Origin of the sequence: Sphingomonas sp. (assembly GCF_039594485.1) — a bacterium.
Lineage (GTDB): Bacteria > Pseudomonadota > Alphaproteobacteria > Sphingomonadales > Sphingomonadaceae > Sphingomonas.
In genome coordinates, this window is sequence record NZ_JBCNNI010000007.1 from 53,785 (window position 1) to 69,208 (window position 15,424).

General features: G+C 67.3%; 12 protein-coding genes. 8 read left to right on the forward strand and 4 right to left on the reverse strand.

The window, feature by feature from the left end:
- Nucleotides 1–30 precede the first annotated feature (30 nt).
- Nucleotides 31–2,490, reverse strand: a complete 2,460-nt coding sequence (locus tag ABDV78_RS04595; RefSeq protein ID WP_343526062.1) for a DUF3772 domain-containing protein — start codon at nt 2,488–2,490, stop codon at nt 31–33.
- 181 nt (nt 2,491–2,671) lie between these two features.
- Here ABDV78_RS04595 and ABDV78_RS04600 point away from each other — a divergent pair, with 181 nt between their 5' ends.
- The 7 genes from ABDV78_RS04600 (at nt 2,672) to ABDV78_RS04630 (ending at nt 12,288) form a co-directional block, all read left to right on the forward strand.
- Nucleotides 2,672–4,279, forward strand: a complete 1,608-nt coding sequence (locus tag ABDV78_RS04600; RefSeq protein ID WP_343526063.1) for a GAF domain-containing protein — start codon at nt 2,672–2,674, stop codon at nt 4,277–4,279.
- On the forward strand, nt 4,276–4,659 hold the full coding sequence (locus ABDV78_RS04605) for a response regulator (RefSeq protein WP_343526064.1): 384 nt from the start codon (nt 4,276–4,278) through the stop codon (nt 4,657–4,659). The genes ABDV78_RS04600 and ABDV78_RS04605 overlap by 4 nt, the downstream gene beginning before the upstream one ends.
- 32 nt (nt 4,660–4,691) lie before the next feature.
- Entirely contained in the window at nt 4,692–5,435 is a 744-nt protein-coding gene (locus ABDV78_RS04610; RefSeq protein ID WP_343526066.1) for a Crp/Fnr family transcriptional regulator, read from the forward strand.
- A 152-nt stretch (nt 5,436–5,587) separates the two neighbouring features.
- Entirely contained in the window at nt 5,588–8,281 is a 2,694-nt protein-coding gene (locus ABDV78_RS04615; RefSeq protein ID WP_343526067.1) for a TonB-dependent receptor, read from the forward strand.
- Complete coding sequence (locus ABDV78_RS04620) at nt 8,281–9,378, forward strand: phosphatidylinositol-specific phospholipase C1-like protein (protein WP_343526068.1); 1,098 nt, start codon at nt 8,281–8,283, stop codon at nt 9,376–9,378. The genes ABDV78_RS04615 and ABDV78_RS04620 overlap by 1 nt, the downstream gene beginning before the upstream one ends.
- A gap of 165 nt (nt 9,379–9,543) precedes the next feature.
- Nucleotides 9,544–11,055 carry a DUF1800 domain-containing protein gene (locus ABDV78_RS04625; RefSeq protein ID WP_343526069.1) on the forward strand — a complete coding sequence of 504 codons (1,512 nt, stop codon included), beginning with the start codon at nt 9,544–9,546 and terminating at the stop codon, nt 11,053–11,055.
- 9 nt (nt 11,056–11,064) lie between these two features.
- The gene (locus ABDV78_RS04630) at nt 11,065–12,288 is read left to right on the forward strand and encodes a DUF1501 domain-containing protein (protein ID WP_343526070.1); all 1,224 of its coding nucleotides are present in this window, start codon (nt 11,065–11,067) and stop codon (nt 12,286–12,288) included.
- A 16-nt stretch (nt 12,289–12,304) separates the two neighbouring features.
- Here ABDV78_RS04630 and ABDV78_RS04635 read toward each other — a convergent pair whose 3' ends face one another.
- The 3 genes from ABDV78_RS04635 to ABDV78_RS04645 all read right to left on the reverse strand — a co-directional run bounded on the left by ABDV78_RS04635 (nt 12,305) and on the right by ABDV78_RS04645 (nt 14,351).
- Nucleotides 12,305–12,787: an Rrf2 family transcriptional regulator gene (locus tag ABDV78_RS04635; RefSeq protein ID WP_343526071.1), complete on the reverse strand. Its 483-nt coding sequence runs from the start codon at nt 12,785–12,787 to the stop codon at nt 12,305–12,307.
- A gap of 212 nt (nt 12,788–12,999) precedes the next feature.
- Nucleotides 13,000–13,776, reverse strand: coding sequence for a glutaminyl-peptide cyclotransferase (locus ABDV78_RS04640; protein WP_343526170.1), 777 nt, complete (start codon nt 13,774–13,776; stop codon nt 13,000–13,002).
- 11 nt (nt 13,777–13,787) lie between these two features.
- Complete coding sequence (locus ABDV78_RS04645) at nt 13,788–14,351, reverse strand: helix-turn-helix transcriptional regulator (RefSeq protein WP_343526073.1); 564 nt, start codon at nt 14,349–14,351, stop codon at nt 13,788–13,790.
- Nucleotides 14,352–14,460: 109 nt separating this feature from the next.
- Here ABDV78_RS04645 and dapF point away from each other — a divergent pair, with 109 nt between their 5' ends.
- Nucleotides 14,461–15,396: a diaminopimelate epimerase gene (gene dapF, locus ABDV78_RS04650; RefSeq protein WP_343526074.1), complete on the forward strand. Its 936-nt coding sequence runs from the start codon at nt 14,461–14,463 to the stop codon at nt 15,394–15,396.
- Nucleotides 15,397–15,424 lie beyond the last annotated feature (28 nt).

Genomic DNA, 15,424 nt, shown 5'->3' on the forward strand with positions numbered 1-15,424 from the left:
GTTACGCTTTCATGACCCAGCCGGACTTGTTCATTTCATGTTCGGTTCATCCTCGTCACCCCGGGCCGGGGCGGAGGGCGCGGATCCGCTGCTCTGGCGGATCAATTCCATCTTCTGGGGCGGGGTGCCGATTTCGATCCCCTTGCCCCGCAGCGCCGCCAGGAGCGAGAACAGGACCGCACTGCGCGTACCATAGGCCGCGCGCGGGCTGTCGACATGGGCAAGACAGTTGAAGTGGATGCGCCCGTCGGCGATCGAGTCGATCAGGGCCTTGGGGGCCGGATCGGCCAGCACCGCGGCTTCGGCCGTGAAACAGTCGAGCACGATCTGGCGCACCATGTCGGCATCCGACTCGATCGGGACCGAGAACTGGATCTGGAGGCGCCCGAGCGGCGCGGCCAGCGTCTTGTTGAGCACCGATTTGGTGATCAGCTCGGAATTGGGGACGATCAGCGTCGAATGGTCGGCCAGTTCGATCTCGGTCGATCGCACGCTGATCCGCTTCACATCGCCCTCGTCGGTGCCGACGCGGATCAGGTCGCCGATCTTGATCGGCCGCTCCGCCAGCAGGATCAGGCCGGAGACGAAATTCTGGGTGATCGCCTGGAGGCCGAAACCGATGCCGACCGACAGGGCCGACAGCAGGAGCGCGATCCGCTCCACCCCGATGCCCAGCGAGGCCAGTGCCCAGATGACGGCCAGCGCGATGCCGATATAGCGTGCGACCAGGCTGACCGAATTGCGCCCCGATCCGTCGAGATCGGTGGCGGGCAGATAGCGATGCTCCAGCCAGCGCATGAAGGCGCGGACCAGCCCCAGCCCGACGAACAGCACCGCCAGCCCGCGCAGGATCGCGCCGGGCGAAATCCAGACATTGCCGATCTTGATGCCGTCCGCGACGCTGGCGACCTGATCGAAGATCGCCCCCGGATCGCCGCTCGCCCCGAACGGGCGTAGCAGCAGGCCCAGCACGACCAGCACCAGGACCAGCCGGACCAGCCCCGACAGGACCAGCCCGAACTGGTCGACCATGCTGCCCCGCACGCCGAGCGCCCGGGTCAGGGTGATGCCAACCTTGCTGTCGCGTACGAAGACCGTGGTGGCGATATCGTCCGCCGCGACCAGCATCAGATAGAGCGCCGAGCCGAGCAGCACGGTCCACCCGATCATCATCGCCACGAACCAGCTGAACCATATATAGCCGATCGCCAGCGCCAGTCCCGCGACGCCGACCGCGATCCAGGCGACCAGCGTGGCCACGCTCAACCCCGCGCTGACCCCCGCATTCTCCACCTCTTCGCCTTCGGCCCGCCGGGCGCGCAACCGGCCCAGCACGACCAGCGTCGCGACGATCAGCATCAGATGGAGCAGCGCCTCGGTGGCCTGGGTCGCGACCAGCGCGCTCCGGCTGCTGCCGATCGCACTCTCGAACGACCCGATGATCGCGGTGCTGAAGGTCAGCAGCGTCAGGAACCAAGACAGCGGGCGCAGGCTGTTGGCGGTTTCGTCGTCAATCGGCGCGATCCGCCAGGATGGCTGGCTGCGCATCAGGACCGCGCCGGTCACCGCTGCGGTGAATCCCGCCACGCCCGAGGCGAAAACGAAACCGTCGAGAAAGCCGCTCCACCGCTGCGGCAACAGGCCCGACCAGCGCAGCCCCTGGACGAAGACGAACGCCGCGGCGAGCGGACAGAGCGTCCCGACCGCGACCCGCCAGAAGGTGTTGGCCGAACGGCGCACCCGGCTGGGCGGGGCCTCCGCGATCAGCCGCCGTTGCACCAGCCTATGCGCGCCCAGCCGGACCGGGCCGAGCAACAGGATCGCCAGCGCGAAGCCCAGCATCGCATGCCACGGAATGCCGCCGCGCCACTGGCGCGACACCTGCTCGCCGCCCTGTTGCAGGAACAGGCCGACCCGACGCAGGTCGCGCGGCGCCTGGTCCAGCACGATGCTCCAGAAGGCGGGGCTGAGCGGGGACGGCACCTTGGACGACAATTTCTGGTTGAACTGCTCGGCCTGGCCGCGGTCGATCTCGTCGACAAGCTGGCCCGCCTCCACGCTCGCCAGCCGCCCGCGCTTGATCGCCGCGTCGAGGGTTGATCGCAACGCGGTCAGCGTCTTGCGCTGGGCACGAACCTCGGGTGCCTCGATCTCGCCGGGGGTCACGGTGCCGAGCCCGGCGATCCGCGCATTGACCAGCGCCAGTTGCTCGGTCAGCGTGTTGACCGCCTGGGTCGTGGCGTCCTGCGCGCCCTGCGCGCGGTCCCGCAAGGCGCGACGATCGCCGTCATCGACCTGGGCGTCGAGCGCGCGGTCGACCGCGCGGACGTCCAGCTCGGCCTGCGCGATCCTGTTCGACGAGTCGCTCACCGGATCGCCCTGCGCCTGCGCCTGCTGCCCGGAGAGTAGCAGGACGGCGAGCCACAGCATCATCGTCCGGGCGACGAACCGGTGGAGCGGAAACCGGGGGAGCGGGACGGGGAACGGCATGGGGTGAGGCATCGGCCCGAGATGAAATGGCAACCGCCGGTTCCATACCTTCCCCGACACGCCGAGGCGAGAGGCGCCAGTCGGAAACCTCCGCGCCCCATTTGCCACTGAATCCGAATTCGTGTGTATCTGGGAGCCCGCGCCGTCCGGGATCGTTGGAAACGATCGGGATTTTGAACGCATGAACGATCTGGCCACGCTCAATGGACAAGCTGTCCCCCCGACGCCGCAACCGGGGAGTTCCGGGGCGGCCGGCCTGCGCGACGCGCATGTGCTGGCCGGGATCAACCGTATCCTCCAGGAAGCGCTGAGCGCTTCGACCGAGGAGGAACTGGGGAAACTGTGCTTGACGGTCGCCGAGGATCTGACCGGCGCCGAATTCAGCTTCTTCGGCGAACGGCGCACCTCGCATGACCGGCTGGACCATATCGCGATCAGCGAACGGGGATGGGCGAGCTATCATGCCGGCGATCCCGATTTCAGCCGAAATGAGCTTCCCGACGAATTGCAGATTCACGGTATTTTCGGGCAGGTCATCCTGCAGGACCGGAGCGTGATCGTGAACGACCCGGCCAGCCATCCGTCGCGGGTGGGCCTGCCCGACGGGCATCCGGTGCTCCACAATTTCCTGGGCGTGCCGCTGCGCCGCGATGGCGAGACGTTCGCGATGGTCGCGCTGGGCAATCACCCCACCGGCTTCACCGAACGCGAACGCGCCATCGCCGAGGAACTGGCCCCCGCGATCGTGCAGGCGCTGCTCCGCAAGCGGGCCGAGGTCGCCCTGTGCGAAAGCCAGCGGCGACTGTCCACCCTGATCGGGGGCATACCGCAACTGGTGTGGACCGCCACGCAGGATGGCCAATGGACCTGGGCCAGCCCGCAATGGGTGGCGCTGACCGGCCTGTCGGTCGAAAAGAGCCTGGGCCATGGCTGGCTGGCGGCGGTGCATCCTGACGACCGCGACGCCGCGCTCCGCTTCTGGACGGAGGCGGGCCGGCGCGGCGATCTGGCGATGGAGGGGCGGATCCGCCACCAGCAGACCGGGCGCTATCGCTGGTTCAAGACGGTGGCGACCCCGGTGCATGACGATCATGGCCGGATCGTCGAATGGTTCGGCACCTCGACCGACATCGACAATCTGCGCCGCCTGCGCGAACGCCAGGAAACACTGGTCGCCGAGTTGCAGCACCGGGTACGCAACATCCTGACCGTGGTCCGCTCGATCTTCACCCGCACGGTCGAGAGCGGCGGGCCGATCGACGAGATCGCGGATCATTTCCGCGGACGGCTGGACGCCCTGGCGCGCACGCAGGTCGTCGCGACCCAGACACGGTCGGGCCGGGTCGACCTGGAAAACCTCATCCGCGACGAGCTACTGGGGGTCGGCGCCATCGAGGATGAACGGCTGTCGATCGGCGGGCCGGACGTGGCGCTGCCCGCCGATACGGCCGAGTCGATCGGGCTGGCGATGCATGAATTGACCACCAATGCCCTGAAATACGGAGCTCTTCGCCACCCTGGCGGACGGCTTTCGATCGCCTGGCACGTCGAACATGCGTCAGAAAGCAAATGCGAACTGATTGTAAAATGGGATGAAACAGGTGTACCAGCGATGCCGGTCCTGCCTGTACGTCAGGGATTCGGGACCGAACTGATCCGCGAAGCGCTGCCTTATGGGCTGGGCGCGCGGACGAGATTGGAGTTTCGCGGCGGCGGCGTTCTATGCGTGATATCGTTACCATTGAATGCTGAAGACGCTGATCCACCCAACCGGAGCAACGAGGGATGAATGGTCATTCGCCACTCGCCGATAAACGCATCCTCGTGGTCGAGGACGAGTATTTCATCGCCCGCGACCTGGAACGGGCCTTGCGCGCGGCGGAGGCGATCGTGATCGGCCCGGTGGCGACCCTGGAGGAAGGTCTCGACCTGGCGGAGACGCAGGCGCTGGATGCCGCGGTTCTCGACGTCAATCTGGCGGGCGAGCGCGCCTTCGAGATCGCCGACCGCCTGTCCGCGCGCCACGTGCCATGGACCTTCCTGACCGGCTATGACGAATGGGCGCTTCCGGTCGCCTATCGCTCCGCTCCGATCGTCGCCAAACCCTTTCAGGCCGATCGCTTCATCCGCGCGATCGGTGCGTTGATGCCCGAAAAAGGACGCGCATGACTGCCTTTCCCGCCTCTTCCGCCTCTGTCTCGATGACCATGGAACCCGATATGCCGGACGGCCTGTCGGCGGCGGCGATTCGCCGCCTGTCCTCGCTGACGACGCTGAACGGCGCGGACATCGCGCTGCTCCACGGTGCTGCCGCCAATCCCCGCACCTATCCCGTGCGCCATACCTTCCTGACGTTCGGCCGGCCGGTCGCCGAGCCGCTGCTGGTGCTTCAGGGGTGGGCGGCGCGGGTGCGCGTCCTGCCCGATGGGCGACGCCAGTTCATGAGCTTCTATCTGCCCGGCGAAGTGATCGGCAACGTGCATCAGGACATGCCCATCGCCTCCGCCACGGTCGTCGCGCTGACCGAATGCGTGGTCTGCGTCGCGCCCGCCGCCCCGACCGGATCGGGACTGGCCCAGGCCTATGCGATCGGCGACGCGCTGCACGAGGCCTATCTGCTCGGCCATGTCGTCCAGCTCGGCCGCCTCAACGCACAGGAACGGATCAGCGACTTCCTGCTCGAAATCTATGAGCGACTGTCGCTGGCGGGGCTGACCATGAGCGGCAGTTTCGAGATGCCGCTGACCCAGGAGATGCTGGCCGATGCGCTGGGGCTGACCCCGGTGCACGTCAACCGGATGATCCAGCAGGCGCGGCGCGACGGTGAACTGATGTGGAAATCAGGCCGTATCCTGCTGCGTGACCCCGAGCGTACTGCGCGGACCATCGGGCGGATCAGCCCCCAGGTCACCGCCGCCCCCATGCCCGGTATCGCCCGCGCCTGATCCCATGCCAGCAACATTGATCATGAAATGACTGATTGATGGTCGATTTGACCGACTTCATCGATATGTCATCAATTTTACGCCAAGCTGACACCGAGTACCCCTAACGCGCCCCCCGGAACCGGCAAGACAGCCGATGGGGGACCCTATTCATGATTACCGTTCGCAGCCTGTTGAAGGCGTCCGTTACGCTCGTCTTCGTCACGGGACCGCTCGCGAGCCCGGCCCTGGCCCAGGAGGTGAGTGCGGCCACCGCCGCCGCGCCGCAGGCCGCACAGCAGGATGACGGCGACGCCGAAGGTGCCGAGATTGTCGTCAACGGCACCTATGCGCGCAGCCTGGCGGCAGGCATCGAGACCAAGCGCCGCGCCGCCTATGGCGTCGATTCGATCAGTTCGACCGATATCGGCAAATTCCCGACCCAGAACGTCGCCGAGGCGCTGCAACTCGTGCCCGGCGTCGCGATCACCCGCCCGCGCGGCGAGGGCCTGTATGTCAGCGTCCGGGGTCTGGGTCCGCAGTTCCAGAACACGCTGATGAACGGCCGCACCATCGCGCTGAACGACCTGATCGAGAATGGCGGCGCGGCGGGTCGGCAGTTCCGCTTCGAGATGCTGCCCGCCGAATTCACCTCCAGCATCGACGTGGTCAAGACGCCCACCGCCGACATGAGCGAGGGCGCGCTGGGCGGCAATATCGACGTCAAGACCTTCCACCCGCTGGAGGTCGGCAACAAGACGACCGTCAACATCCGCGGCACCTACACGACGCAGACCAAGGATGTCCGTCCCAACGTCACCGTCCTGACCAGCGCCCGGAGCACCGACGGCACCTTCGGCATCCTGGCGGGCGCGCAATATTGGGGCAAGACGGTCCGCAACGACCGCTTCATGAACTTCGGCTGGTTGACCGATCGCTATACCGACCCCGCCCGGGGCGGGGCGCCGGCCGGCCTCTATTCGCCGACCCGCACCCGTCCGACCGTCGAGACCGAGGATCGCAAGCGCATCTCCGGCATCGTCTCGGCCCAGTGGCAACCGACCCCGGAGCTTCAGACGACGCTGGACGTGGTCGCGACGCGGCTCGACGTCGCCTATGACGAGTTCGGCCTCGACATCTACCCGGACGACAACAACGTCACCATCGGCGGGGTCAAGCAGCTGCCGACGGTGCTCCAGCCCGGCTATACCGTCGTCGGCGACACGATTACCAAGGCGACGATCGCCAATGCCCGCTTCATGGCGTCGCGCGAATACAGCCTCAACCGCCACGACCTGATCACCATCGGGCTGAAACAGGCGTGGAACCCGGATCGCTGGCACGTCACCGCCAATGTCAACTGGTCGGCCGCGCACAGCTATCATCCCGATTACCGGACCGGCACGGTGCGCAGCCGCGCCTATTTCATCGCGCCGCTGACCTATGACGCCAGCGGCGGCTATCAGACCATGCCGACCCTGACCACGCCGGTCGACGTCACCAACCCCGCCAATTACAAGCTGTACCAGTTCAACATCGCGCCCAAGGACAGCAAGGACTGGGACTTCTACTCGCGGCTCGACATCGGCCATGATTTCGACGGTTTCCTGTCGAAGCTGGCGGCGGGCGGCGAATATCACTGGCGCAAGCGCGACTATTTCCGCCGCGATTACCTGATCGACACCGGCACCAACCAGCCACTGACCAGCCTGGGCGCAGGCGCCTATCAGCAACTACCCTATGACGACTTCCTGTCGGGCGTCAGCGGCAATGCCTTCCGCAACTGGCTGGTGCCCGTGACCCAGGCCTATGTCGGCAATTTCTTCACCCCCGCCATCCAGGGCCAGCCGATCACCAATGGCGATCGCCGTTCGTCCTTCGTGGTGACGGAAAAGATCGCCGCCGCCTATGTCCGCGCCGATTACCAGTTCGATGCGGGGCAGGTGCCGGTCAGCGGCAATCTCGGCGTCCGTTACGTCCATACCGATCAGGTGGCGAGCGGCACGCTGACCAGCGGCACCACCGCCACCCCGGTCAGCTATCCCAAGACGTTCAACAACGTCCTGCCCAGCTTCAACCTGCGCGCCGACCTGACCCCCAAGCTGGTTGGTCGCCTGGCCGCCAGCCGGGTGCTGACGCGCCCCAACGTCACCGACACCGCGCCGCGCATCACCGTGTCGACCGACGCGGCGACCGCCAGCGGCGGCAACCCGCAGCTCGTCCCCTTCCTCGCCACCCAGTTCGACGGGTCGCTGGAATGGTATTTCGCGCCCTCGGGGATGCTGTCGGGCGCGGTCTTCTACAAGGCGATGGACGATTACATCACCCAGTCGAATACCGAGATCAACATTCCGGGCCGCGGCATCGTCCGCCTGTCCAGCTCGGTGAACGGCGGCGATGCCAAGGTCTATGGCGCGGAGGCCGCCTATAGCCAGGTCTTCACCTTCCTGCCCGCGCCGTTCGACGGCTTCGGCGTACAGGGCAGCTACACCCATACCGAGGTGAAGGCCGACTACACGGCGGGTTCGCGCACCATCAAGGACCAGATGATCGGCCTGTCGAAGAACAGCTTCAACCTGGTCGGCTTCTACGACAAGGGCCCGCTGTCGGCGCGGCTCTCCTATGTCTGGCGCGACAAATATCTGTCGAGCACGGGCAGCACGGTGCAGGCCCCAACCTATGTCGCCGCCTTCGGCTCGCTCGACGGGCAGTTGTCGGTACGCGCCGCCGACAATCTGACGCTCAGCCTGGAGGGCATCAACCTCGCGGGCGCGCATCAGGACACCTATAACGACAGCAAGCAACGCTTTGGCGAGATCAACTATTATGGCCGGACGATCCTGTTCGGCGTGCGGGCGGAGTTCTGATGGCGAAGTCGCTTTTCGCGCTGGCGGCGGTCCTCGCGACCGCCGCCGCCCCCGCGCCGCAAGCCCCTTTGCGGATGAACGACATCCAGGTCGTCGGCTCGCACAACAGCTATAAGAAGCGGATCGCCCCTGCGGTCTTCGCCGAACTCGAACGTCGTGACCCGAAGCTGGCCGCCGCGCTCGATTACGACCATCTGACGCTGGCGCAGCAGCTCGATCGCGGCGTGCGCCAGCTTGAGATCGACATCTTCGCCGATCCCGAAGGGGGGCGTTTCGCCAACCCCAAGGGCGAGGCGATCGCCAGGGCGGCGGGCGAGGCCGCGGGCTTCGACCGGGCGGCGATGATGAAGCCGGGCTTCAAGGTCTTCCACATCCCGGAGGTCGACTATCGCTCGTGCGGCACGTTCAAACAGTGCATCGGCCAGATCGATGCCTGGTCGCGCGCGCATCCGCGCCACCTGCCGATCATGGTGACGATCAACGCCGCCGACCGGCCGATCAACAAGCCCGGCGTCACCGATCCGCTGCCGCTGACCGCGCCGTTGCTCGACGCGCTGGATGCCGAAATCCGCGACGTGCTGAAGCCCGGCCGGATCATCACCCCCGACGATGTGCGGGGGTCCGCGCCGACCTTGCGCGAGGCCATAACCACCAAGGGGTGGCCGATGCTGGAGAGCGCACGGGGCAAGATCTGGTTCGTGCTCGATACACCTTCGGACGTGTCCGACCGCTATCGCGCGGGGCATCCCTCGCTGAAGGGACGGCCGATCTTCGGATGGTACGACACCGATCAGCCCGAGGCGTCGGTCGAGATCGTCGGCGATCCCCGCACCGGGGCCGGGACGATCCGGCAATGGGTCCAACAGGGCTTTATCGTCCGCACCCGCAGCGATGCCGACACCGTCGAGGCCCGCACGAACGATCATGCCCGCCAGCAGGCCGCGATCGACAGCGGGGCGCAGGCGGTCTCGACCGACTATTATCCCGGCGCGCCGAGCCGTCCGTGGCAGCGCGGCTTCACCGTCACCCTGCCCGGCGGAGCGATGGAGCGCTGCAACCCGGTCACTCGGCCTGCGGGATGCAAACTGCCCAAGTGACGGCGTTTCCTCCGCCGCAAGCGGAGGAACGTCACACCCTCATGGCCTCCCGCTGACGCGCTTTTCATGTCCGGGCAAGTTGGCGTTCAGCCTCGATACCGCACATTGGGTCCATAGAAGCCCACGCCCGCTCGGTCGGCGCCGGGCGAGGATGGACGGCGAGGCATGGCGCGTATCGCTTCCTGGATATTACTGACCCCGGCATTGATGGCGAGCGTATCGGCGGAGGCCGCCGATCCGGCGCGCGACGCCGCCTGGGCCGAGCGGCTGGGCTGGGGGCCGTCGGCGCGGGCCGTCGATGGTCCTGCTCCGGGAAGCGATGCCTGGTTGCGGCAGCAGCTCGATGACACGACCGCCCCCCTGCCGCCAGAGGTCCAGGCGCAGATCGATGCGATGCGCATCAGCCGCGAGCCCGTCGCCGCGCTGGTGGTGGAGACCGACGCGCTGCAACGCGACGCCAATCTGCTGACCGATCCCGATCGGAAAAAGGCCGCGCGCGAAGCCTATCAGAAAAGCTTGAACGTGCTGGCCGACGAGGCGCGGCAACGCTTCGTCCTGCGCGGCCTCTATGCGCCCGACCAGCTTCGCGAGCGGATGACATGGTTCTGGTTCAACCATTTCAACGTCCAGGCGGGCAAGCGCGACATCCGCGCGATGGTCGGCGATTATGAGGACACGATCCGCGCTCATGCGCTCGGCCGCTTCCGCGACCTGCTGGAGGCGACGCTGCGGCACCCGGCGATGCTGCGCTATCTGGACAATGACCAGAATGCCAAGGGCAAGATCAACGAGAATTACGCGCGCGAGATCATGGAGTTGCACTCCATGGGCGTCGGCTCCGGCTATACGCAGGGCGATGTGCAGGAACTGGCGCGCATCCTGACCGGCGTCGGCGTCGACCAGAAGCCCGACGCGCCCAAGCTGAAACCCGAATTGCAGCCACTCTATCTCCGCGCCGGGCTGTTCGAGTTCAATCCCGCCCGCCACGATTTCGGCACCAAGCATTTCCTGGGTCACGAGATCAAGGGATCGGGCTTTGCCGAGGTCGAACAGGCGCTGGACCTGATCGCCGAGGCGCCTGCGACCGCGCATCACGTCTCGCTGAAGATGGCGACCTATTTCATGGGCGACAATCCGCCGGCCGCGCTGGTCGACCGGATGGCGGCGACCTTCCGCCGGTCCCATGGCGATATCGCGGCGGTGCTGAAGACGATGATCCGTTCGCGCGAATTCTCGGGCTCGCTGGGCAGCGGGTTCAAGGATCCGGTCGGCTATACGCTGTCCGCCGTCCGGCTGGCCTATGGCGACCGCATCGTCACCAATGCGCAGCCGGTCGTCGGCTGGATCCGCCAGATGGGCGAAGGGCTTTACGACCATGAGACGCCCGACGGCTATGACCTGACCAGCGCGGGCTGGTCCGCGCCGGGGCAGATGGCGACCCGGTTCGACATTGCGCGCCAGATCGGCGGCGGCGCGGCACGGCTGTTCCAGAGCCCCGACGCCGCGCCGGGCACCCCGCCCCCACCCTCCCCGCCGCCGGTCCTGAAGGACATGGCCGTCCTGACCGCGCGCCTGAGGACGATCGGCAAGCCCACGCTGGACGCGCTGGCCCAGGCCCGCTCCCCGGCCGAATGGAACGCGCTCTATTTCTCCTCACCCGAATTCATGCATCGATAGGAGGATGCCATGATGCCCCCGCTCTTTCCCCCTCACCTCCACCGCCGCGACCTGCTGCGCGGGGCCGCCGCGCTCGCCCCGATGGTCGTCGCCGGCCGCGCCTTCGCCGCACCGCAGGCGGGCAGCCGTTTGCTGGTCGTGTTCCTGCGCGGCGCCTATGACGCGGTGAACATCATCAGTCCCAGCGGCAGCGACTTTTATCGCCAGTCGCGCCCCACCATCGCACTGGCGAAACCCGATCCGGCCAATCCCAACGCGCCGTTGCCGCTCGACGCCGACTGGGCGCTGCACCCGGCGTTGAAGGACTCGATCCTGCCGCTGTGGCAGGCGAAGCAGATCGCCTTCGTCCCCTTTGCGGGTACCGACGATATGAGCCGCAGCCATTTCGAGACTCAGGACACGATCGAACTGGGCCAGCCGGTCGGCGGGCACCGCGATTACGGCTCTGGCTTCATGGCGCGGCTGGCCGATATTCTGGGGCAGAAGGAACGTCCGATCTCCTTCACCGACCAGCTCCCGCTCTGCTTTCGCGGCGGCGACGACCCGATCCCCAATCTCGCGCTCGCCAATGTCGGCAAGCCGATCGACCAGCGCCAGGCGTCGCTGATCCGGGGCATGTATGCCGACCACCCCGAACTCGCGCGGTCGGTGAGCGAGGGTTTCGCCGTCCGCGACACCGTGTACAAGACGCTGGATCAGGAGATGAAGGCCGCCAGTCGCGGCGCGGTGTCGCCCAAGGGCTTCGCCCTGTCGGCGCAGCGGATCGGGACGTTGATGCGCGACCGGTTCAACCTGGCCTTTGTCGATGTCGGCGGCTGGGACACACACGTCAACCAGGGCGGCGCGACCGGCTATCTGGCCGACCGGATCGGCGAGCTGGGGCGCGGCCTGGCCGGGTTCGCCCAGGCGATCGGCCCCGATGCGTGGCGCACCACCACCGTCGTCGTCGTGTCGGAATTCGGGCGCACCTTCCGCGAGAATGGCGACCGGGGCACCGATCATGGCCATGGCAGCATCTATTGGGTGCTGGGCGGCGGCGTGTCGGGCGGCCGCATGGCGGGCGAGCAGGTGGCGCTGTCCGCCGCGACCCTCAACCAGAATCGCGACCTGCCGGTGCTGACCGATTATCGCGCGTTGATCGGCGGGCTGGTCGGTCGCCAGTTCGGCCTGTCGCCGGACCGGCTGGCCACGCTGTTTCCCGATACGCGGGCGACCGACTTGAAACTGGTATAGCGGCCTCGAAACCGGCTCAGCCGGCGATGGAAAGCTGTGGGGAAAGCCGTGGCCGATCGGCATCGGCACGCGCGCGGATATCGTCCAGCACATCGTCCAGGGTCAGACTGGCCAGCTTGTCCTCCAGTGCCTCGCGCACCGGGGTCAACAGCCCCTCCAGGCTGGGGGTGATGTGGCGATCGATCATGCCGTCGCCTTCCGGCGGCTGGCGGTGAAAGGCGAAGAAGTTACGATCCTCCACCGCCTGATAGACATCGACCAGCCGGATTTCGGACGACGGCCTGGCCAGCATCGCTCCGCCGCGATTACCGAGTTGCGATCGGGTCAACCCGGCGCTGGCCAGCCGCAACAGCAACGCGCGGACCACGGCCGCATTGGAATTGACGCTGACCGCGATATCTTCGGAACGCAGCGGCGCGTCCCCATGCTCGGCCATCAGCGCCAGCATATGCAGGGAAACGACAAAACGGGTACTTGTCGGCAAGAAATACTCTCCCATCCTGTCGAGCGTGGCGATCCATGGCGGCGCCACCACTCCAACTCAACCCTCATGCCATGCCGCCGCGACATACCGGACGCAATTCATAACCCAGGTTATTTTCACCCGTGCAGCGTGGTCAACGCCTAACTCGGCCCCGGTATCCCAATTTTCCACAGGGCGATCGCGGCGACGTCCAGCCGCCCTTTCCGACGCGACCGGCCGACCGCGCCTCAGCGACCCGAAACGGGCAGGCGAATCTCGAACATCTCGGGCCAGTTCTTGCCGGTGACGAAGATCCGGTGCGTCGCCCGGTCGAAGGCGATGCCGTTGGCGACCGAATCGGGATCGGTCAGCCCGACCCGCGCGATCAGGTCGCCCAGATCGACCACCCCCGCGACCTGGCCCGTGGTCGGATCGATCCGCACGATGTAGCGGGTCATCCAGACATTCGCCCAAATCTGCCCGTCAATATACTCCAGTTCGTTGAGATTCTTCAGCGGCCGCCCGTTCACCGTCACATCGAGGGTGCGCGCGACCTTCATCGTGGCGGGGTCCAGGAAGCGCAGGCGCGGCGTGCCGTCCGACAGGATGATGTGCCGCCCGTCATCGGTCATCGCCCAGCCTTCGCCGGTATAGCGCCACTCGCCGGTCCGCTTCAGCGCTGGGCGGCTCCAGCGGAAACCGCGCCCACCATGCCAGGTGACGCTGCGCAATTCGCGGCCCCAGGCGACGATCCCCTCGCCGAACAGGCCGTCGGGGACGGTCGCCTCGCGCAGCGTCTTGCCGCTGTCCAGATCGACCTGGCGGATCACGCTCTGTCCCTCGCGCCCCGTGCTTTCGTAAAGCGCGCCGTCGGTGATCAGCAGCCCTTCGGTAAAGGCGGTGGTGTCGTGGGGATAGGCACGGACCAGTTCGGGCTTCTCAACAGGCGGCGGGGCCGGGATGGCGGGCGCGGGCGTCGCCTGTTGCGCAGCGGCGGGCAGGGCGAGCGCAAGCGCGAGGATCAGGGCGACGCGCCTCACAGCGTGCGCACCAGCCGCGCCACACGCGCGATCCAGGCGGGGGCGGGGACCGTCACGCCGGCGGCGCCGGGCTCCAGCGGCAACAGATGGAGGGCGCCGTCCGACACCCCGGCCAGCCGAGCGAAAAGATAGCCGCCGGCGGGGCGGGGCACGAGGATGTCGCGATTCATGGCATCGGCGAACCTATCGGGCACCAGCGGCTCGCACCAGAGTTCATCGCCCGCCCGATAGTCACCGACCGCGCCGGTGACGGTGACGGCGATCATGCCGGGCGTCGCGCAGGGCGGCGAAACCGCGCGGGCGCTGCGCGGCGCGACCGCCCCGCGCGGGCCGAGCAGCGCGGCGACGGGCAGGGTCTCGCGCATCGGCAGCGTGACCAGATCGGCGGTGGTGCATCCCAGCGCGGCGGCGATCCGGTTGAGCCAGGGCAGGGACACGGTGCGGGTTCCCATCTCCAGCCGCCCGATCGTCTGCGGCGTGGTCGGTGGCGAACAGGCGCGCGCGACATCGTCCAGCGTCATGCCCTTGGCCCGGCGCACCTCGCGGATCGCGGTGATCATCGCCCTCTTCCCCTCGAATCCCTGTCGCCGGCCGCCCCGCCCTCACCCCGCTGGCGAAGCCGGTCCGGCTGGGCTAAGCGCCGAACCATATCCTGTCGGAGTTATCGCCATGCGGTTCGGAATCGTCAAATGCCATGGTTCGGGCAACGACTTCCCGATGATCGACGCGCGGGAATTGTCGTTGAGCGGGGACGAATGGGCCGCCGTCGCGCGCGCGCTGGCGGATCGCACCGGGCCGGTCGGGGGCGACGGCCTGTTGCTGCTGGTGTCCGGCGACGACCGCGCCGCCTTTGGCATGGTGATGCGCAACAGCGACGGCAGCGAGGCGGAGACGTGCCTGAACGGCGTGCGCTGCGTCGCGCGCGCCGGGTTCGAGGCGCTGGGAATCGACACCGCGACGGTGCGTCTCAAGACCTCTCATGCCGATGCGACCCGCGACGCCGATCTGGCGCCGGGCGTCTATACAGTGCGCGAAACCGCAGGCCCCGCCGGGCTGTCGACCGCCGCCTGGCCGATCCATGGCGCGCCCGAGCGGCTGGTCGAGGCGGTGCTCCCCATGCTCGACCGCGAACGGCGCTTCACCGCGGTCACCATGCCCAACCCGCACCTTGTCCACTTCGTCGCGACGGTGGACGAGGCGGAACTCGTCCGGCTGGGCACGATCTGCGAGGGCGCGCCCGACTGGCTGCCCAACCGTGCGAACGTGTCATTCGTGGAGGTGCGGGGCGATGCGCTGTTCGTCCGCACCTTCGAGCGCGGCGTGGGGCTGACCGACAGTTGCGGCAGCGCGATGGCGGCGTCGACCTATGCCGCCTGCCTGACCGGGCGGATCGCCTGGGACCGGCCGACCGTCGTGTTCAATCGCGGCGGCCTGGTCCGCGCCTTTGCGGAGGAGGACGGGATGGTCACGCTGTCGGGCAATGCGACCTATGAATGGGCGGGGTCGGTGACGGTCAACCTGACCACCGAAACGGCGAGCGACCTGGTGATCGAGCGGCATTTTCCCGATGAGATCGCCGCGTGGGAGGCCGCGAAGCGGGGCTGACGGCCCGTTTCCGACGGGATTTCCGCCT

Excerpts from the sequence above, each read along its gene's own strand:
- ABDV78_RS04595 (WP_343526062.1), bottom strand. The coding sequence starts at position 2,490 with ATGCCGTTCCCCGTCCCGCTCCCCCGGTTTCCGCTCCACCGGTTCGTC.
- ABDV78_RS04600 (WP_343526063.1), top strand. The coding sequence starts at position 2,672 with ATGAACGATCTGGCCACGCTCAATGGACAAGCTGTCCCCCCGACGCCG.
- ABDV78_RS04605 (WP_343526064.1), top strand. The coding sequence starts at position 4,276 with ATGAATGGTCATTCGCCACTCGCCGATAAACGCATCCTCGTGGTCGAG.
- ABDV78_RS04610 (WP_343526066.1), top strand. The coding sequence starts at position 4,692 with ATGACCATGGAACCCGATATGCCGGACGGCCTGTCGGCGGCGGCGATT.
- ABDV78_RS04615 (WP_343526067.1), top strand. The coding sequence starts at position 5,588 with ATGATTACCGTTCGCAGCCTGTTGAAGGCGTCCGTTACGCTCGTCTTC.
- ABDV78_RS04620 (WP_343526068.1), top strand. The coding sequence starts at position 8,281 with ATGGCGAAGTCGCTTTTCGCGCTGGCGGCGGTCCTCGCGACCGCCGCC.
- ABDV78_RS04625 (WP_343526069.1), top strand. The coding sequence starts at position 9,544 with ATGGCGCGTATCGCTTCCTGGATATTACTGACCCCGGCATTGATGGCG.
- ABDV78_RS04630 (WP_343526070.1), top strand. The coding sequence starts at position 11,065 with ATGATGCCCCCGCTCTTTCCCCCTCACCTCCACCGCCGCGACCTGCTG.
- ABDV78_RS04635 (WP_343526071.1), bottom strand. The coding sequence starts at position 12,787 with ATGGGAGAGTATTTCTTGCCGACAAGTACCCGTTTTGTCGTTTCCCTG.
- ABDV78_RS04645 (WP_343526073.1), bottom strand. The coding sequence starts at position 14,351 with ATGATCACCGCGATCCGCGAGGTGCGCCGGGCCAAGGGCATGACGCTG.
- dapF (WP_343526074.1), top strand. The coding sequence starts at position 14,461 with ATGCGGTTCGGAATCGTCAAATGCCATGGTTCGGGCAACGACTTCCCG.